18 protein-coding genes are annotated in these 16,288 nt (G+C 66.0%); 12 read left to right on the forward strand and 6 right to left on the reverse strand.

Translation table 11 applies throughout. The features are described 5' to 3' along the window. Nucleotides 1-165 precede the first annotated feature (165 nt). Nucleotides 166-303, forward strand: coding sequence for a hypothetical protein (locus ASC75_RS26125; RefSeq protein ID WP_162244938.1), 138 nt, complete (start codon nucleotides 166-168; stop codon nucleotides 301-303). On the opposite strand, the gene ASC75_RS17080 is transcribed toward ASC75_RS26125, so the two are convergent. Both ASC75_RS17080 and ASC75_RS17085 read right to left on the reverse strand, forming a co-directional pair. Then, nucleotides 287-1,045, reverse strand: a complete 759-nt coding sequence (locus tag ASC75_RS17080) for a metallophosphoesterase family protein (RefSeq protein WP_055978079.1) — start codon at nucleotides 1,043-1,045, stop codon at nucleotides 287-289. The genes ASC75_RS26125 and ASC75_RS17080 overlap by 17 nt on opposite strands. Continuing rightward, the gene (locus ASC75_RS17085) at nucleotides 1,042-1,836 is read right to left on the reverse strand and encodes an FCD domain-containing protein (protein WP_055978081.1); all 795 of its coding nucleotides are present in this window, start codon (nucleotides 1,834-1,836) and stop codon (nucleotides 1,042-1,044) included. Before ASC75_RS17085 ends, ASC75_RS17080 begins: the two co-directional genes overlap by 4 nt. Before the next feature lie 194 nt (nucleotides 1,837-2,030). On the opposite strand from ASC75_RS17085, the gene ASC75_RS17090 reads away from it, so the two are divergent. From ASC75_RS17090 to ASC75_RS17130, 9 genes are all read left to right on the forward strand, one after another. Next, nucleotides 2,031-3,353 carry a DUF3422 family protein gene (locus ASC75_RS17090; RefSeq protein ID WP_055978083.1) on the forward strand — a complete coding sequence of 441 codons (1,323 nt, stop codon included), beginning with the start codon at nucleotides 2,031-2,033 and terminating at the stop codon, nucleotides 3,351-3,353. 242 nt (nucleotides 3,354-3,595) lie between these two features. Then, nucleotides 3,596-5,092: an FAD-linked oxidase C-terminal domain-containing protein gene (locus ASC75_RS17095; protein ID WP_055978085.1), complete on the forward strand. Its 1,497-nt coding sequence runs from the start codon at nucleotides 3,596-3,598 to the stop codon at nucleotides 5,090-5,092. Next, nucleotides 5,092-5,676: a hypothetical protein gene (locus ASC75_RS17100; protein ID WP_055978087.1), complete on the forward strand. Its 585-nt coding sequence runs from the start codon at nucleotides 5,092-5,094 to the stop codon at nucleotides 5,674-5,676. The genes ASC75_RS17095 and ASC75_RS17100 overlap by 1 nt, the downstream gene beginning before the upstream one ends. Beyond that, nucleotides 5,676-6,212: a DUF559 domain-containing protein gene (locus ASC75_RS17105; RefSeq protein WP_082496642.1), complete on the forward strand. Its 537-nt coding sequence runs from the start codon at nucleotides 5,676-5,678 to the stop codon at nucleotides 6,210-6,212. The genes ASC75_RS17100 and ASC75_RS17105 overlap by 1 nt, the downstream gene beginning before the upstream one ends. A 79-nt stretch (nucleotides 6,213-6,291) precedes the next feature. Beyond that, entirely contained in the window at nucleotides 6,292-7,545 is a 1,254-nt protein-coding gene (glcE, locus tag ASC75_RS17110; RefSeq protein ID WP_055978089.1) for a glycolate oxidase subunit GlcE, read from the forward strand. Continuing rightward, nucleotides 7,542-7,916 (forward strand): DUF4870 domain-containing protein, encoded by a 375-nt coding sequence (locus ASC75_RS17115; RefSeq protein ID WP_055978092.1) that lies wholly within the window; start codon nucleotides 7,542-7,544, stop codon nucleotides 7,914-7,916. The genes glcE and ASC75_RS17115 overlap by 4 nt, the downstream gene beginning before the upstream one ends. A gap of 16 nt (nucleotides 7,917-7,932) precedes the next feature. After that, the gene (gene glcF, locus ASC75_RS17120) at nucleotides 7,933-9,234 is read left to right on the forward strand and encodes a glycolate oxidase subunit GlcF (RefSeq protein WP_055978094.1); all 1,302 of its coding nucleotides are present in this window, start codon (nucleotides 7,933-7,935) and stop codon (nucleotides 9,232-9,234) included. Between the two features lie 129 nt (nucleotides 9,235-9,363). Next, nucleotides 9,364-10,158 carry a L,D-transpeptidase gene (locus ASC75_RS17125; protein ID WP_055978436.1) on the forward strand — a complete coding sequence of 265 codons (795 nt, stop codon included), beginning with the start codon at nucleotides 9,364-9,366 and terminating at the stop codon, nucleotides 10,156-10,158. Nucleotides 10,159-10,586: 428 nt separating this feature from the next. After that, nucleotides 10,587-10,946 (forward strand): hypothetical protein, encoded by a 360-nt coding sequence (locus tag ASC75_RS17130; RefSeq protein WP_055978097.1) that lies wholly within the window; start codon nucleotides 10,587-10,589, stop codon nucleotides 10,944-10,946. 54 nt (nucleotides 10,947-11,000) lie between these two features. Here the strand turns inward: ASC75_RS17130 and ASC75_RS17135 are convergent, their stop codons facing one another. Continuing rightward, a complete protein-coding gene (locus ASC75_RS17135; protein WP_055978099.1) occupies nucleotides 11,001-11,924 on the reverse strand; it encodes a bifunctional 5,10-methylenetetrahydrofolate dehydrogenase/5,10-methenyltetrahydrofolate cyclohydrolase in 924 nt (307 codons plus the stop codon). A 237-nt stretch (nucleotides 11,925-12,161) separates the two neighbouring features. After that, nucleotides 12,162-12,956: a L,D-transpeptidase gene (locus ASC75_RS17140; RefSeq protein ID WP_055978101.1), complete on the reverse strand. Its 795-nt coding sequence runs from the start codon at nucleotides 12,954-12,956 to the stop codon at nucleotides 12,162-12,164. 204 nt (nucleotides 12,957-13,160) lie between these two features. On the opposite strand from ASC75_RS17140, the gene ASC75_RS17145 reads away from it, so the two are divergent. Next, entirely contained in the window at nucleotides 13,161-13,799 is a 639-nt protein-coding gene (locus ASC75_RS17145) for a DNA-3-methyladenine glycosylase I (protein WP_055978104.1), read from the forward strand. 38 nt (nucleotides 13,800-13,837) lie between these two features. Here ASC75_RS17145 and ASC75_RS17150 read toward each other — a convergent pair whose 3' ends face one another. Together ASC75_RS17150 and ASC75_RS17155 are read right to left on the reverse strand one after the other, a co-directional pair. Next, nucleotides 13,838-14,266, reverse strand: coding sequence for a hypothetical protein (locus ASC75_RS17150; protein WP_244487863.1), 429 nt, complete (start codon nucleotides 14,264-14,266; stop codon nucleotides 13,838-13,840). Next, a complete protein-coding gene (locus ASC75_RS17155; RefSeq protein ID WP_055978438.1) occupies nucleotides 14,266-14,457 on the reverse strand; it encodes a hypothetical protein in 192 nt (63 codons plus the stop codon). Before ASC75_RS17155 ends, ASC75_RS17150 begins: the two co-directional genes overlap by 1 nt. A gap of 197 nt (nucleotides 14,458-14,654) precedes the next feature. Between ASC75_RS17155 and hisS the strand changes: the two genes are divergently transcribed. Continuing rightward, nucleotides 14,655-16,244, forward strand: coding sequence for a histidine--tRNA ligase (hisS, locus tag ASC75_RS17160; protein WP_055978105.1), 1,590 nt, complete (start codon nucleotides 14,655-14,657; stop codon nucleotides 16,242-16,244). Nucleotides 16,245-16,288 lie beyond the last annotated feature (44 nt).

Genomic DNA, 16,288 nt, shown 5'->3' on the forward strand with positions numbered 1-16,288 from the left:
ATGGTATCGCGAATGAACCATCTCTGAACGCCGCGCGACACAAGCCCGATACAGAACCACCCTAGAAGCACGGCCGTGAAGCCGTCGCCTCGACGGAATCGCTTAAACTTTTCGGAAACTTATTCGTAACTCTGCTCATGCAGAATACAGGAAGCTCAACCTGAGATGACTCCCTTGAAAGCAGCGCTCCTGTCCTTCGCCATGCTGTCGGCAATCGTGCTCGGCGGTTTCGGGATCTATGCCGCCGATGCCGCGGCCGACCACCACGCCGTCGACGGCTACGGCGTCACCGCCTCCCGCTAAAGCCGGGTTTTTCCACTGAAAACAGCCGTTTCTCCGCGCCGTCGATGACGAGCGCGGTGAGTGCGCCTGAATAGAACACGCCGGTGTCGATGTTGACCCGGTTGGCCAGCACTTCGGGCTCCGCCTGCGGTGTGTGCCCGTGCACAACCACCTTCGGGTGCAGCCCTGGATGGTTGAGGAACTGGTTGCGGATCCAGATGAGATCCTGCGGGTCCTGCTGGTCGAGCGGAATGCCGGGCCGGATGCCGGCATGGCAGAAGAAAAAGTCGCCGAAACTCGCGGAATAGGGCAGTGCGCGCAGGAAGCGCAGATGGCTGTCGGGCACCGCGGCCACGAGTTGGGCATGGCCTTGCATGAGGCTCTGCGCGTCGCTCATGTTCAATCCGACGCCGTAGGAGCGGGCCGTCTCCTTGCCGCCATGCCGGGCAAACAGCCCCTCTGGGTCGGGCAAGGCGAGAAAATCGAGCAAGCCGACATCGTGGTTGCCGGTCAGAACGATGTTGCGGCTGTCGCGCGCCGTGGCCGCGATCAGGTAATCGATCACGCCCCGGCTGTCGGGGCCCCGGTCCACCAGGTCGCCGAGATGGACGATCCGCCAGTCCGCCACCTTGTCGCGCTCGATCTCCGCTGCGATGCGCGCGTGCATCTCGGTGAGCAGGTCCAGATGCCCGTGAATGTCGCCGATGGCGTAGATGCGAATGCTCTCCGGCCCCCGGGCGTCGAGGAAATGCACGCCACTCATGGCTTCCGGCCCGTCTCGCCGCTGTCGGTTCGCTGCCGTAGCCGCAGGCGCGAGATGCGCTGCCAGTCGCCGCTGCGCTCGGCCTCGGCCATGGCGCGCTCGAGATAGGTGATGTGGTCCATCGCCGCCTTGCGCGCGCCGGCGGGATCGCCGGTCACCACCGCGCGATGGATCGCCTTGTGCTGTTCGAGCAGCACCTCGCGCGTGCCGCTCACGGTGAACACCACCAGCCGGTTGTTGAACACGCCGTCCGACAGCAGCCGGTAGCACGAGCGCAGCGTGTGCAGCAGGATGATGTTGTGGGCGCATTCGCCCACCGCATGGTGGAACTCGACGTCGATTTCCGCTTCCTCGGTGGCGTCGGCGCGGGCATGCGCTGCCTCCATCCGCGCCATGATGCGGTCGAGCAGGGCGACATCCTCCGCCGTCGCCCGCCGTGCCGCATATTCGGCCGCCAGTCCTTCGATCTCCCGGCGATATTCGAGATAGTCGGCCGCCGCCTTGCGGTGGTTGACGATCAGCTCCATCACCGGCTTCGAAAACACCTGGCCTATGACGTCGGCGACATGCGTCCCGCCGCCATGGCGCGTCACCATCAGCCCGCGCGCTTCCAGCGCCTTCAGCGCGTCGCGCAGGATCGGTCGCGACACGTCGAATTGCTTGGCCATCTCGCGCTCGCCCGGCAGACGGTCGCCGGCGCGCAGCACGCCTTCGAGAATGAGGCTCTCGATCTGCTGCACCACCTCGTCGGCGGTGCGCGAATGCTCGATCCTGGAAAAGATGTCGCTCAAGGTCGTGTCCGGAGGCGTTGTCTGGCTGCAGGATAGGGGCGCTGCCGCCAACTGGTCAAATTAATTATCCAATCCTCCAGGTTCGTACGGTCGTTGTCGCGCTACCTTTCATCAGTCCGGGCTAAAGTTCACGTTTGCCTGTTGCATTGAATTTCCCTAGAGGCTCGACGGTCTGGGCATCGAGGGAGCCATCCGTGACAGTCGATCCGTCGTCACTCGAATTCCTGCCGCGTTCCACCGGCAGCGTGATGGGATTCCCCGCGCATGAGGGCCGTCCCGGCGCTCTCGGCGAGGTCCATTCCAGGCCCCACCCGCTGGTCGAGAATCCGCGCGTGCTGGTCCAGCTCTCTTTCATGACCGAGGGCGGCTCGAGCGTCGACCACGCGGTGCTGTCCGAACTGTCGCGCCGGCTCGGTATCGCATCGCCCGACCGCCAGGCGCGCCACCACGCCATGAAGTGGGGGCAGGGATCGCTGCGCTGGGAGCGGCACACCGAGTTCTCGACCTACCTCTGGGAAGGACCGCTGTCCGACAGCGGCCGCTCGCAGGAAGATTCGCCCTTCGGCAACGGCTTCAGCCCGCCCGGCACGGTCATCTCCGGAATCCGGCTCGAGATCCGCAAGTGGACGCCGGCCACCGAAAAGCTGATCGCCGGCTTCGATCCGACCAGCCTGTGCTACTCCATCGTCGAGAACGGTGCCGCCGCCATCGTCACCGATTTCCGCCAGGACGGCGACGGCATGACGCGCATCCTGATCCTCGATCGCGGCCTGACGCCGGCCCGTACCGGCGCGCTGTCGCAGCGCCTCATCGATATCGAGACCTACCGCACGCTGGCGATGCTCGGCCTGCCGATGGCGCTGTCGCTGTCGAGCCGCGTCCGCCGCATCGAAGACCGGCTTGCAGTCGCCACCCGCGAAATGAAGGCAACCGAGACGCGTGACAGCCAGGCCCTGCTGGCCGACCTCACCGAGCTTGCCGCCGAACTCGAGGCCGATGCCGCCTCCAGCCTCTACCGCTTCGGCGCCAGCAAGGCCTATGACGGCATTGTCCGCGAGCGCCTGGAGGCGCTGGATGAGGAGGTCGTGCCCGGCTACGATACCTGGTCGGGTTTCCTCAAGCGCCGCGTCGCGCCCGCCATGCGCACCTGCCGGTCGGTCGAGGAGCGCCAGGCCAACCTGTCGCGCAAGCTGACCCGCGCCACCACGCTTCTGCGCACCTGGGTCGATGTCGAGGTCGAAAGGCAGAACCGCGACCTGCTCGCCTCGATGAACAACCGCGCCCGGCTGCAATTGCGCCTGCAGCAGACGGTCGAGGGCCTGTCGGTCGCCGCCGTCTCCTATTATGTCGTCGGCCTGATCGGTTATGTCGCCAAGGGCGCCTCGACGGTGGATCATTTCTTCGCACCGGAAGTGGTCACGGCGGCTTCGGTGCCGCTGGCGATCCTGCTTGTCTGGTGGGGTGTGCGACGCGTCCGGCGCGCCCACGAAGAGCCCAAGACAGCCCATAGCGAGTAATCTTCCGGCCCGCCCGACGGGCAGCGCCTTCCCACCGGCGTCAGCCCGCCTGCCCGAATGGGCAGCGCCGTCCCGCCAGCGTCAGCCCGCCTGCCCGAATGGGCAGCGCGATCCCACCAGCGTCAGATTGACGCTGCGTGAGGCTGGTCGCGACCCTCGTTGGGGCCAGACCTTCTTCCAGTTTGCATGAGCCGGACATCACTGGTAAAAGCTTTTTACCAGTTATCGACCGCAGGTGACCGATGTCCGGCATATCGATGCCCAAGCCCGATGCGGCGACCCTTGGCCGCCGCGCCGAGATCGTCGCCGACATGCGCATCATCGTGCCGGGCGAGGGCGTGGTCGACGCGGTCAACGAGATGCGCGCCTTCGAGAGCGACGGCCTGACCGCCTACCGCCAGTTGCCGATGGTCGTCGTGCTGCCCGAGACGGTGGCGCAGGTGTCGCGCCTGCTCAAATACTGCAACGAGCGCAACATCCGCGTCGTGCCGCGCGGCTCGGGCACCTCGTTGTCGGGCGGCGCGCTGCCGCTCGAAGATGCCGTGCTTCTGGTCATGAGCCGGTTCAACCGCATCCTCGAGATCGACTATCCCAACCGGACCGTTACCGCGCAGCCGGGCGTCACCAACCTCGGCATCACCCATGCGGTCGAGCAGGACGGTTTCTATTACGCCCCCGACCCGTCGTCGCAGATCGCCTGTTCCATCGGCGGCAACGTCGCCGAGAATTCCGGCGGCGTGCACTGCCTGAAATACGGCCTCACCGCCAACAACGTGCTCGGCATCGAGATGGTGCTGATGAACGGCGAGGTCGTGCGTCTAGGCGGCAAGCATCTCGATGCCGAGGGCTACGACCTGCTCGGCGTCATGACCGGCTCGGAAGGCCTGCTCGGCGTCGTCACCGAGGTCACCGTCCGCATCCTCAAGAAGCCGGAGACGGCGCGTGCGTTGCTGATCGGCTTCCCGACCAGCGAACAGGGCGGCCAATGCGTCGCCGACATCATCGGCGCCGGCATCATTCCCGGCGGCATGGAGATGATGGACCGGCCGGCGATCCACGCCGCCGAGGATTTCGTTCATGCCGGCTATCCCTTGGAATGCGAGGCGCTGCTGATCGTCGAACTGGACGGTCCGGCTGTCGAGCTCGACCACCTGATCGGCCTGGTCGAGGCGATCGCCAACCGCAACGGCGCCACCACTTGCCGCATCTCGCAATCCGAGCAGGAGCGGCTGACCTTCTGGGCCGGGCGCAAGGCGGCATTCCCGGCGGTCGGCCGCATCTCGCCCGATTATTACTGCATGGACGGCACCATCCCGCGCAAGGAACTGCCGCGCGTGCTGGCCGGCATGCGCGAACTGTCCGAGCAATACGGCCTCGGTGTCGCCAACGTCTTCCATGCCGGCGACGGCAATCTGCACCCGCTGATCCTCTACGATGCCAACAAGCCGGGCGAGCTCGAAAAGGCGGAGGCCTTCGGCGCCGACATCCTGCGCCTCTGCGTCAAGGTCGGCGGCGTCCTGACCGGCGAGCATGGCGTCGGCGTCGAGAAGCGCGATCTGATGCCCGAGATGTTCAACGACATCGACCTCGACCAGCAGATGCGGGTCAAATGCGCCTTCGACCCCAACCACCTGCTCAACCCCGGCAAGGTCTTCCCGCAGCTGCGCCGCTGCGCCGAGCTCGGCCGCATGCATGTCCACCGCGGCCAGCTGGCCTTCCCCGACATCCCGAGGTTCTGATGCTGCTGAAGCAGGCGACCCTCGAAGGCATCGCGCGCGGCGACATTGTGCTCGCCTTCCGCCGCTGGCAGCGGCCGACGGTCATATCCGGCACCGGCCTGCGCACCGCCATCGGCGTCGTCCGCATCGGCGCGGTCGAGCCCGTCGATGAAGCCGCCATTTCCGACAGCGATGCCCGCGCCGCCGGCTACGCCGACCGTGCCGCGCTGATCGGCGACCTGCGCGCCGGCGCCGACCTCACGCTCTACCGCATCGCCTTCGACGGCATCGAAGCCGACACCAGGCTGGCGCTGCGCCAGGTAGCCGATCTCTCCGACGCCGACTGGCACGCACTCGCCGCGCGCTTCGCCAAATGGGACAGCGCGGCCCCGGGCTACTTCCCCTCGATCCTGCGCCTGATCGGCCAGAACCCCGAAATGCCAGCTGCAGCCCTTGCAGACCGCCTGGGTGTCGACAAGCTGAAATTCAAGCAGGACGTGCGCAAGCTCAAGGAACTCGGCCTGACCGAAAGCCTCGCCACCGGCTACCGCCTCTCCCCCCGCGGCGGCGCCGCCCTCGAAAAGCTGAGGGAGCATCGGTTGTGATGGGATCCCAGGATGTGACACGTTCGCAGGACTTGGGTTCCTCGCCCCCGCAGAGCGGGGGAGAGGTGGCTCGGGCAAAGCCCGAGACGGAGAGGGGGGCTGCCCCGCTTCCAACTCGCCGTTCGCCGAGCCACATCGCGAGAGCACGCCAACTGCGCAACGGCGACAACATTGCCGAAGCCTCGCTTTGGAACGAACTGAAGGCCAAGAAGCTCAGTGGCCACAAGTTCAGCAGGCAGGTGCCGCTCGGTCCCTATTATGCCGATTTCGTCTGCCGTCAGGCCAAGCTTGTGGTGGAACTCGACGGCAGCCAACATGCTGACAGCAGCTATGATCTCCGCCGCGATGAATACATGTGTGCCAATGGATACTCCGTCCTGAGGTTCTGGACTTCAGACGCGCTGAAGAACGTCGGCGCCGTCTGCGAGACAATTCTCGCCGCACTGGATGGCCGGCTTGCCCATGATGTCGGTGCGGCCGACATGAAGTTCACGTTCGCGCCTGTCACTACCCAATCTGGAGGCGAAGGGCGATGAAGTTCCCCCTCTCCGCCTCGCTGCGCTCGGCACCTCTCCCCCGCTCTGCGGGGGCGAGGAACCCTAGAGTTGTGAGCTCATGACCACCTTCACCCCCACCACCTCGGCCGAAGTCCTCACCGCTGTCCAGTGGGCGTTGTCCGAGGAAGCGCCGCTCGAAATCGTCGGCCACGGCTCCAAGCGCGGCATCGGCCGACCGCTACAATGCGAGCATACGCTCGACCTGTCGAGGCTCGCCGGCGTCACGCTCTACGAGCCCGCCGAACTGGTGCTGTCGGCCAAGGCCGGCACGCCTCTCGCCGACATCGAAAAACTGCTCGCCGAAAACGGCCAGCGCTTTGATTTCGAGCCCATGGACTACGGCCCGCTGCTCGGCCAGGCGCCGGGACGCGGCACCATCGGCGGCGCGCTCGCCGCCAACCTTGCCGGCCCGCGTCGTCTCAAGGCGGGCGCCGCCCGGGACCATATCCTCGGCATCAACGCTGTTTCCGGCCGCGGCGAGGCCTTCAAGTCGGGCGGGCGCGTCGTCAAGAACGTCACCGGCTACGACCTGTCCAAGGCGATGGCCGGTTCATGGGGAACGCTGGCCGTCCTCACCGACGTCACCTTCAAGGTGCTGCCCGCGGCCGAAACCGAGACCACGCTCGCCATCCGCGGCATGCTCGACGACAACGCCACTGCTGCGATGGCCCTCGCCATGGGGTCGAGCGCCGAGGTCTCGTCCGCCGCCCATCTGCCCGAACGCATGGCCGCGCGGGTGCTCGACGGCGGCCTCGGCGGCGATCCGGCGACCCTGCTGCGCGTCGAGGGCTTCGGTCCGTCGGTCGCCTACCGCCTCGACCAGCTGAAGCGGCTGCTCGGCAATGCCGGTGCGATCGAGGAGATATCGGGCGCGGCATCGGCCACGCTGTGGCGCGACGTGCGCGATGTCAGGCCCTTCTCCGATGGCTCCGACAAGCCCGTCTGGCGCGTGTCGATGCCGCCGGCGGACGCCCACCACATGGTGCTTGCCCTGCGCATGCAGGTGGCGGCCGACGCGTTCTACGACTGGCAGGGCGGCCTCGTCTGGCTGCGCATGGAGGGCGAGCCGGAAGCCGATCTGTTGCGTGCCCTGATCCGAAAGTTCGGCGGCGGCCATGCCACGCTGGTCCGCGCCGCGGCTGCCTGGCGCGCCGCCGTTCCCGTCTTCGAGCCGCAGCCGGCGGCCCTGGCGGCTCTTTCGGCCCGGCTGAAGGCCGAATTCGACCCCAAGGCCATCCTCAACCCGGGCCGCATGGTTCCCGGCTCCGAGTCTGCTACCTTGGCGGGTGCAACAGAGGGAGCACGACCATGAGCGATACGCCGCCCAAGACACCGCGCCAGACCGACCGCTGGCTCGAGCCCGGCCAGACCAATGTCCAGGTCATCTACATCCTTTACCTCGCAGGCCTGGTCATCGGCATCAGCGGCATTGTCGGCATCGTCCTGGCCTACCTGAACCGCGGCAAGGCTGGCGGCTTCGTCGAGAGCCACTACACCTGGCTCATCCGCACCTTCTGGATCGGCCTGCTCTACGCGCTGGTCTCCGTCGTGCTGATGATGGTCTTCATCGGCTTCATCCTGATGTTTGCCGTCGCCGTCTGGTTCATCGTCCGCTGCATCGTCGGCCTTCAGGCATTGGGACGAGGCGAGGCGATCAAGAGCCCCGACAGCTGGCTGATCTGAGAAAGCTCAAAACGCCGTGCAGACCAATTTCACCACCGCCCAGCTCGCCGATCCGCATGTCCAGGAATCGGAGAAGATCCTGCGCAAATGCGTGCATTGCGGCTTCTGCACGGCGACCTGCCCGACCTATGTCACGCTCGGCAACGAACTGGATTCGCCGCGCGGCCGCATCTACCTGATCAAGGACATGCTGGAGAACGGCCGGCCGGCCGACAAGGAGATCGTCACCCACATCGACCGCTGCCTGTCATGCCTCGCCTGCATGACGACATGCCCGTCGGGCGTGAATTACATGCACCTGGTCGACCACGCCCGCGTCCATATCGAAAAGACCTATCGCCGCCCGCTGATGAACCGGTTGACGCGCGGCGTTCTGGCCGCCGTGCTGCCCTATCCCAAGCGGTTCCGCGCGGCGCTGAAGCTGGCCCGCCTTGGCCGGCCCTTCGCCAATGTCTTCGACCGAGTGCCGGCGCTGAAGCCGTTCGCGGCCATGCTCCGGCTGGCGCCTGCCACGGTGCCGGCCCAGTCGGCCACGGCATCCCCCGGCAGCCATGCCGCGCAGGGCGCCAGGCTGGGCCGCGTCGCCATCCTCACCGGCTGCGCCCAGCCGGTGCTCGAGCCCGGCATCAACGAGGCGACGGTCTCGCTGCTCACCCGGCTCGGCATCGAGGTCGTCGTGCCCAGGGGCGAGGGCTGCTGCGGCGCGCTTGTCCATCACATGGGCCGCGAGGAGGCCGCCCTTGCCTCGGCGCGGCAGAATGTCGACGCCTGGACGCGCGAAATCGGCAACGGCGGCCTCGACGCCATCGTCATCACCGCGTCAGGCTGCGGCACGACGATCAAGGACTACGGCTTCATGCTCAGGCTCGACCCGGCCTATGCCGAGAAGGCGGCGCGGGTGTCGGCGCTGGCCAAGGACGTCACCGAGTACCTGGCCACCCTCGACCTGCCGGAACCGGCCCGCAAGCCCGGCCTGACGGTTGCCTATCACTCCGCCTGCTCGATGCAGCATGGCCAGAAGATCACCCGCCAGCCTAAAGACCTGCTGGCGCGCGCCGGCTTCGTCGTCAGGGAGCCGCGCGAGGGGCACCTGTGCTGCGGCTCGGCCGGCACCTACAACATCATGCAGCCGGAAATCTCGGCGCGGCTGCGCGACCGCAAGGTCAGGAACATCGAGGCCACGGGCGCATCGCTCGTCGCCACCGGCAACATCGGCTGCATCACCCAGATCGCCTCGGCGGCGAAGCTGCCGGTGGTCCACACCGTCAAATTGCTCGACTGGGCTTTTGGCGGCGACAAGCCGGCGGGGCTTGAGTGACCTGAAAGCATCATCTCGCGGCAATCCGCGTTGCGCGCCCCGCGTGCGGGCAGGGCGCTGATTGAAACCTTGGCATGGAACATGCAAGGGTCCGGCGCGTTGCAACGCCTTCAATAACATGGAATGCCGATGTCGAATTTCACCCGCCGCAATTTTCTGGCATTGGCCGCAACCGGTGTTGCCTCGGCCGCACTTTCCGCCTGCTCGACCACGAGCAGCGAGCGCGTGGCCAAGCCGGCATTTCCGGTGGCGCCGCCACCGCCCACCTTGCGCAATGACCCGTCCTTCACCGAGCCGCAGAGGATGTATGCGCCGGTCATCGACAATGGCTACGACATTCCGGGCGTCCCGTTCAAGAAGATCGACCCGCGCTACTATCGCCAGGTCGTGGCCGACCCCACCGGCGAGGCGCCGGGCACCGTCGTCATCGATACTTCCCAGCACTTCCTCTATCTCGTCAGCGACAATGGCGAGGCCATCCGCTACGGCGTCGGCCTCGGCCGTGCCGGCTTCGAGTGGGCCGGCCGCGGCGTCATCGAATGGAAGCAGACCTGGCCGCGCTGGTTCCCGCCGAACGAGATGATCGACCGCCAGCCGGAACTGGAAAAATATCGCGCAGTGCAGGTGCCAGGCAAGAACGAGTGGGAAGGCGGCATGCAGCCGGGCATCCAGAATCCGCTCGGCGCGCGTGCGCTCTACATTTTCCAGGACGGCAAGGACACGCTCTACCGCCTGCACGGCTCGCCGGAATGGGCCTCGATCGGCAAGTCCGTCTCGTCCGGCTGCGTCCGCCTGATCAACCAGGACATCATGGATCTGTACAACCGCGTGCCCGACGGCACGCCGATCGTCGTCACCAGCGGCTTGCAGATGGTTGCCAACCCTGCGTCGCAGCCGATCCAGGACGGCACCTGGAGGCTCTAGGTCCCGAGCCTGTAGCCGTGACTCGGCGAGCTTGACGTCTGTCCGGCTGCGGCGCTGCCGAAGGCCAGGCCTGCACCCCGCGCTTCCTTGATGTCGCCATCCGAGAGCATTGCAAGGGGCAGCGATACAAGTCTATTTTTCTTGAAATCTGCCTACAATTGTTTCGGTGGAGGGGATTGGCTTCTGATGCATGAAGCCGGCGAAACGCGACCGCGCGTTTCGTGAAGAGTCACGGGTGCTGGCTGGAGAGGTTCACAGTGGGAGTCCGTTGAGCTTTACGGCTCGATACGCCCGGGAGGCCGAAAGTGGCTATTTGCCCAGTTTGCGGCGGCACAGGTAAGGTGAATGGCGCGGGTCGCGACCCTTGCTATACATGTGGGGGGCGTGGGACTGGTTGTACGGCCTGCGGCGGCACAGGTGTGGGGAGCATGCCGCGCCAGGAGACTTGCTGGAATTGCGGGGGAAGCGGGCAGGAGGCGGTCAGTTTCGGTTCGGCGACCTATGCGTCGGGCGCTTCGACCAGCGCGGGAAAGAGCGGCGCCTCGGCTGGCATGAAGCCAGGCAAGCCGAAAGCACCCTGGACCAGGGACCAGACAGTGGTGTTCGTCCTGGCCTACGTTGCGAGCACGTGGGGCCTGATCGAATATGCGAAACTGGACGGTTGGGCTCCCTACTTCGTCGCCCTTTTTCCAGCTTTTGTCATCGCGCGGACATGGAAGGGCCTGGCGACGTTTGTTCTCGTCGCCGGCGGCCTCCTGTTGCTCGCCAGCCTGTTGCTCGAGCGATAGCGGCATCTGGACGGGCCGGAACGTGGCGCGCCGGCTTGAGGCCGGCGCACGATCCTATTCCGCTGCCAGCGTTGCTTCCGCCGTGCCGAAGGTGGCGCGATAGACCGCGCGCTGGCGGTTGAGCGCTACCATCGTGTTGCGCAGCAGGATCGCCACCGTCACCGGGCCGACGCCGCCTGGAACCGGGGTGATCCACGACGCCACTTCCTTGACCGATTCGGTGTCGACGTCGCCGACGATGCGGCTGGACCCGTCCGGCAGCGTTTCGGCGTTGATGCCGATGTCGATGACGGCGGCCCCTGGCTTGACCATGTCGGCCTTGATCAGTCGCGGCTTGCCCACTGCCACGAACAGCGCGTCGGCGCGGCGTGCATGCGCCGCCAGCGAGCGTGTCATGTGGTGGCAGACCGTCACTGTCGCGCCTTCGCTCATCAGCAGGAACGCGATCGGCTTGCCGACGATCTCGGAATGGCCGACGACTACCACTTCCAGACCCTTCAGGTCGAGCCCGGTGGCCTTCAGCAGTTCGACCGAGGCAGCCGCCGTGCAGGGCGCGAGGTCGAGCTGGTTGTAGACGATGTTGCCGATCGACGACGGGTGCATGCCCTCGACGTCCTTCAGCGGATGCACCGCCGCCTGGATCGCCTTGATCGGAATATGCGCCGGCACCGGCCGCTGGATGATGATGCCGGTGATGCGCGGGTCGGCGTTCATGCCGTGGATGGCCGCCTCGAGTTCGCCTGCCGTCAGTTCGGCCGGGAAGGGGCGTTCTTCGAAGTCGATGCCGGCCAGTTCCGCCTTGGCGCGCTGGTTGCGGACATAGACATCGACCGCGGCGACGTCGCCGACGGTGATCGAAACGAGTTTCGGGCGGAAGCCTTCTTCGGTTGCCTTCTGCGCGGCAGCGCGCACTTCGGCGATGATGCGGGCGGCCACGGGGCCGCCTTTCAGATAGCGGTTGTCGTCGAGCGGCGGCATTCTTCATCCTTCGGCGGTCGTCGACCCAGGATGCCCCCGGATACGTCCGTACGCCTGGGATGGAATGGGTCGATCAGGTCAATTTTTATCCATGATAAACATTTTTTCCCAAGAGATCGAGCCGGAGAAGGCCGATTCGCAGCCGAAAAGCGAAAAGGGCAGCGCGATCTTCCGCCGCGCTGCCCCTTTGCTCGGGAACCAGGCCTTTCGGCCCGGCTCCGCCCCCGTAACCGGAAATTACCTGACGACGACCTTGGTGCCGACCGGAACCCGCTCGTAGAGGTCCATCACATCCTCGTTGCGCATGCGGATGCAGCCTGACGACACCGCGCCGCCGATGGTCCAGGGCTGGTTGGTGCCGTGGATGCGGTAGAGCGTCGAACCGAGATAGAGTGCGCGAGCGCCGAGCGGGTTTTCCGGCCCGCCGACCATCATCGCCGGCAGCACGCGGCCCTTGGCCCGTTCGCGCGCGATCATCTCCGCCGGCGGACGCCAGTCCGGCCATTCGCGCTTGGAACTCACCTTGTGCGTGCCCGACCATTCGAAGCCCGGCTTGCCGGTGCCGACGCCGTAGCGGCGCGCCTGGCCGTCCGCCTGCACCAGATAGAGGAAATTCTCGGTTGTATCGATGATGATCGTGCCGGCCTTCTCGCCACCGTCATAGGCGACCGTCTGCGGCAGGTAGATCGGGTTGATCTGCGGCTTGACCGTGCGCTTTTCCGGCGCGCGCAGCGCTGCCGTCTGCACCTGAGCGGCCTTGGGCTGGCGCGGCTGGACGCTGCGCTGCTGTTGCGCGCTGCGCTGTTGCACCTTGGGCGCTGCCTGCCTTGCGCGCGGCTGGACGGCCTGGCGCCGCTGCTGCCGCGGCATCGCCTCGTTCGGGTTGCGGCCGAGTTGCAGCACCCAGGGTGCCGACAGGTCGGGGCTCACCACCACCGGCGGCCGTTCGGCATAGCGGTCATAGGCAAGGGCCGGCGAGGCCAGTTCGGCCAGTAGTGCCGCCGTCGCCAAAAGCATCAGACGTTTCTTCATGGACGCACTCTCAACACGTTCGTCGCTGCGGGGAATCTCCCCGGTTTGGCGACATGTTGTCCGCGCCCCGCCACCGAAACGTGAATCGGGTTGCTTAAAATGCGAGATTGTCGGGAAAGCTTTTGGTGTGGTTACCGGCTCGTTCAGGAGTCTGGTAAAGCACGGGTAAATCGGCGCTTCTCGCTGTTAACGAATGGATTTCAGATGGAACAGAAAAAGACGGGCCTGGTGCTGGGCGCCGACGGGGCGACACGCTGCTTCTGGCCGGGAGTGCTGCCAGACTACCTGCATTATCACGACAACGAGTGGGGCCGGCCGGTCGCCGACGAGCACCGCCTGTTCGAGAAGATCTGCCTGGAGGGCTTCCAGTCCGGCCTGTCGTGGCTGACGATCCTGCGCAAGCGTGACAATTTCCGCGCCGCGTTCTCCGGCTTCGATTTCGACAAGGTCGCCGAATATGGCGAGACCGACATCGAGCGGCTGCTCGGCAATCCCGGCATCGTCCGCCACCGCGGCAAGATCGTCTCGACCATCAACAACGCCCGCCGCGCCCGCGCGCTTGCCGACGAGGCCGGCTCGCTCGCCGCCTGGTTCTGGAAATTCGAGCCGGGCGCCGACGAGCGGCCCAAGGTGGTCGACTATCCCACCCTGGTCGCCAACCCGACGACGCCGACCTCGACGCGGATTTCGAAGGAGCTGAAGAAGCGCGGCTGGACCTTCGTCGGCCCGACCACCGTCTACGCCTTCATGCAGGCGATGGGCCTGGTCAACGACCACATCGAAGGCTGCATGTGCCGCGGCAAGATCGAGGCCGAGCGCAAGGCGTTCAAGCGGCCGGGGTGAGGGCGCGCTCTTGCCTTCTCCCGCAAGGGGAGAAGGTACTACCGCTCATACCGTCCCTTGTACCCGCTGCCGGCGATATCCCACACCAGGCTGCGGCCCCACACCGTCAGCACCAGCCCGCCGAAGCCGCGATCCTCCGGCGTATGCCGCCGCGAGGCAGCGCTCCGCCCCGACGGGATCACCTCGACGGTTCCGCCGCGCCTCACCCAGCAGCCCTTGCCGTACTGGTCGTTGGCGCCGTAGGCGAGCATGAATTCGAAGCTGCCGTCGGGCCGCAGCAACAGCTCCGAGCCGACCTCCATCACCCCGTTGAGGTAGTAGTGCCCGGCGAGCTTTGCATCGCTGGGCCTGCAACCGCCCCCGGCCAATGCTCCGCCGCTGGTGGTGCAGGCGGCAAGTGCCAGCGCAGCCATGACCGCAAGCGTCGCGATCGTCTTCGGCGTTGTTTTCGCGCGGCGCATCGGCATCAGGCGCTCGTGCCCGACAACAGCAGGCTCGCCGCGATGGCGCCCACCGTCGCCAGCGCCGGATACAGCACCAGCACGCAGGTCATCAGCGCGTCGCGCGCGGTCGCAGGCTTCTTCGCCTTGGGTTTTTCCGGTCCCGCCGGCCGCAGCCGGACCGTCGTCTCGTCGATTTCTCCAGTGTTGCTGGACATGGCAGTCGTTCCATCGTTCGGTTGCGGCGGCTTATCGGGCGCGGCTGTTTCGGCACGATGTCGGCGCGCAGCCGCTTTGTTTCGGCCTTGCCGCTTGCGGCGCGCGCCAAACGCTTGCCGCTCCATCCCATTTCGGTTACGACACGGCGCGCTGCGCAAGCGGCCAAAATTTCTGGAAAAATTGCGGAATTCTCGACATGGCCGACAAATCGGAAAAGATGAAAGCGCGGCTGCCGCGCGGCTTCGTCGACCGCAGCGCGGACGACATCCGGATCGTCGAGAAGATGATGGCGAAGATCCGCGAGGTCTACGAGCTCTACGGCTTCGAGCCCGTCGACCAGCCGCTGATCGAATACACCGACGCGCTGGGCAAATTCCTGCCCGACCAGGACCGTCCCAATGAGGGCGTCTTCTCGTTCCAGGACGATGACGAGCAGTGGCTGTCGCTGCGCTACGACCTGACCGCGCCGATGGCGCGTTTCGTCGCCGAGAACTTCGAGAAACTGCCCAAGCCCTATCGCAGCTACCGCTCGGGCTGGGTGTTCCGCAACGAGAAGCCCGGCCCCGGCCGCTTCCGCCAGTTCATGCAGTTCGACGCCGACACCGTCGGCACGCCCGGTGTCGCGGCCGATGCCGAGATGACCATGATGATGGCCGACGTGATGGAAGCGCTCGGCATCAAGCGCGGCGACTACGTCATCCGCGTCAACAACCGCAAGGTGCTCGACGGCGTGCTCGAGGCCATCGGCCTCGGCGGCGACGACAACGCCAACCGCCGCCTCACCGTGCTGCGCGCCATCGACAAGCTCGACAAGTTCGGCCCCGAAGGCGTGCGCCTGCTGCTCGGCAAGGGCCGCTGGGACGGTGGTGCGGAAGGCGAGGGCGACTTCACCAAGGGTGCTGGGCTGGATGAGGACCAGATCAATCAGGTCATGGACGTATTCGGTGCGCCGAACGGGTTCTGGGAAAACGAAAAGGACTTTCCGGAAGCCCTCGAAGATGATCGACGCGACGCTAGCGATGGAATTCTGAGCAATCGCTTCGCCATTGATGAAATGCGCGTTGGTTTCTCGGAGAATGCACTTGCGGCCCAGGGCATCAACGAGCTCGCTACGATAAATGACATCGTTCGCTCGGCAGGCTACGGTTCAAACCGCATCCGCATCGATCCCTCCGTCGTCCGCGGCCTCGAATACTATACAGGCCCCGTATATGAGGCCGAACTATTGGCTGAAATTCCGAATGAGGACGGTGTCATCGTGCGCTTCGGCTCGGTCGGCGGCGGCGGCCGTTATGACGGCCTCGTCTCGCGTTTCCGCGGCGAGCCCGTGCCGGCCACCGGCTTCTCCATCGGCGTGTCGCGCTTGATGACGGCGCTCAAGAACCTCGGCAAGCTCGACACCTCGGACGTGGTCGCCCCCGTGGTCGTGCTGGTCATGGACAAGGATACGGAAAGCCTCGGCCGCTACCAGAAGATGGTCGCGGACCTGCGCCGCGCCGGCGTGCGCGCCGAGATGTATCTCGGCGGTTCCGGCATGAAGGCGCAGATCAAATATGCCGACCGTCGCGGCTCTGGCGTCGTCATCATCCAGGGCGGCGACGAGCGCGCCAATGGCGAGGTCCAGATCAAGGACCTGATCGAGGGCGCCCGCATGTCGGCCGAGATCACCGACAACGCCGAATGGCGTGCTGCCCGTCCGGCGCAGATCACCGTGCCGGAAGCCGATCTCGTCGCTGAAGTGAAGAAGATCCTTGCCGCGCAGGCGGAAGACCGCAACCGTGGCTAGCGAATGCATGCAGCTTGCGATGCCCCTCATCCCCCTGCCGGGAC

This window comes from Aminobacter sp. DSM 101952, from assembly GCF_001424795.1.
Lineage (GTDB): Bacteria > Pseudomonadota > Alphaproteobacteria > Rhizobiales > Rhizobiaceae > Aminobacter > Aminobacter aganoensis.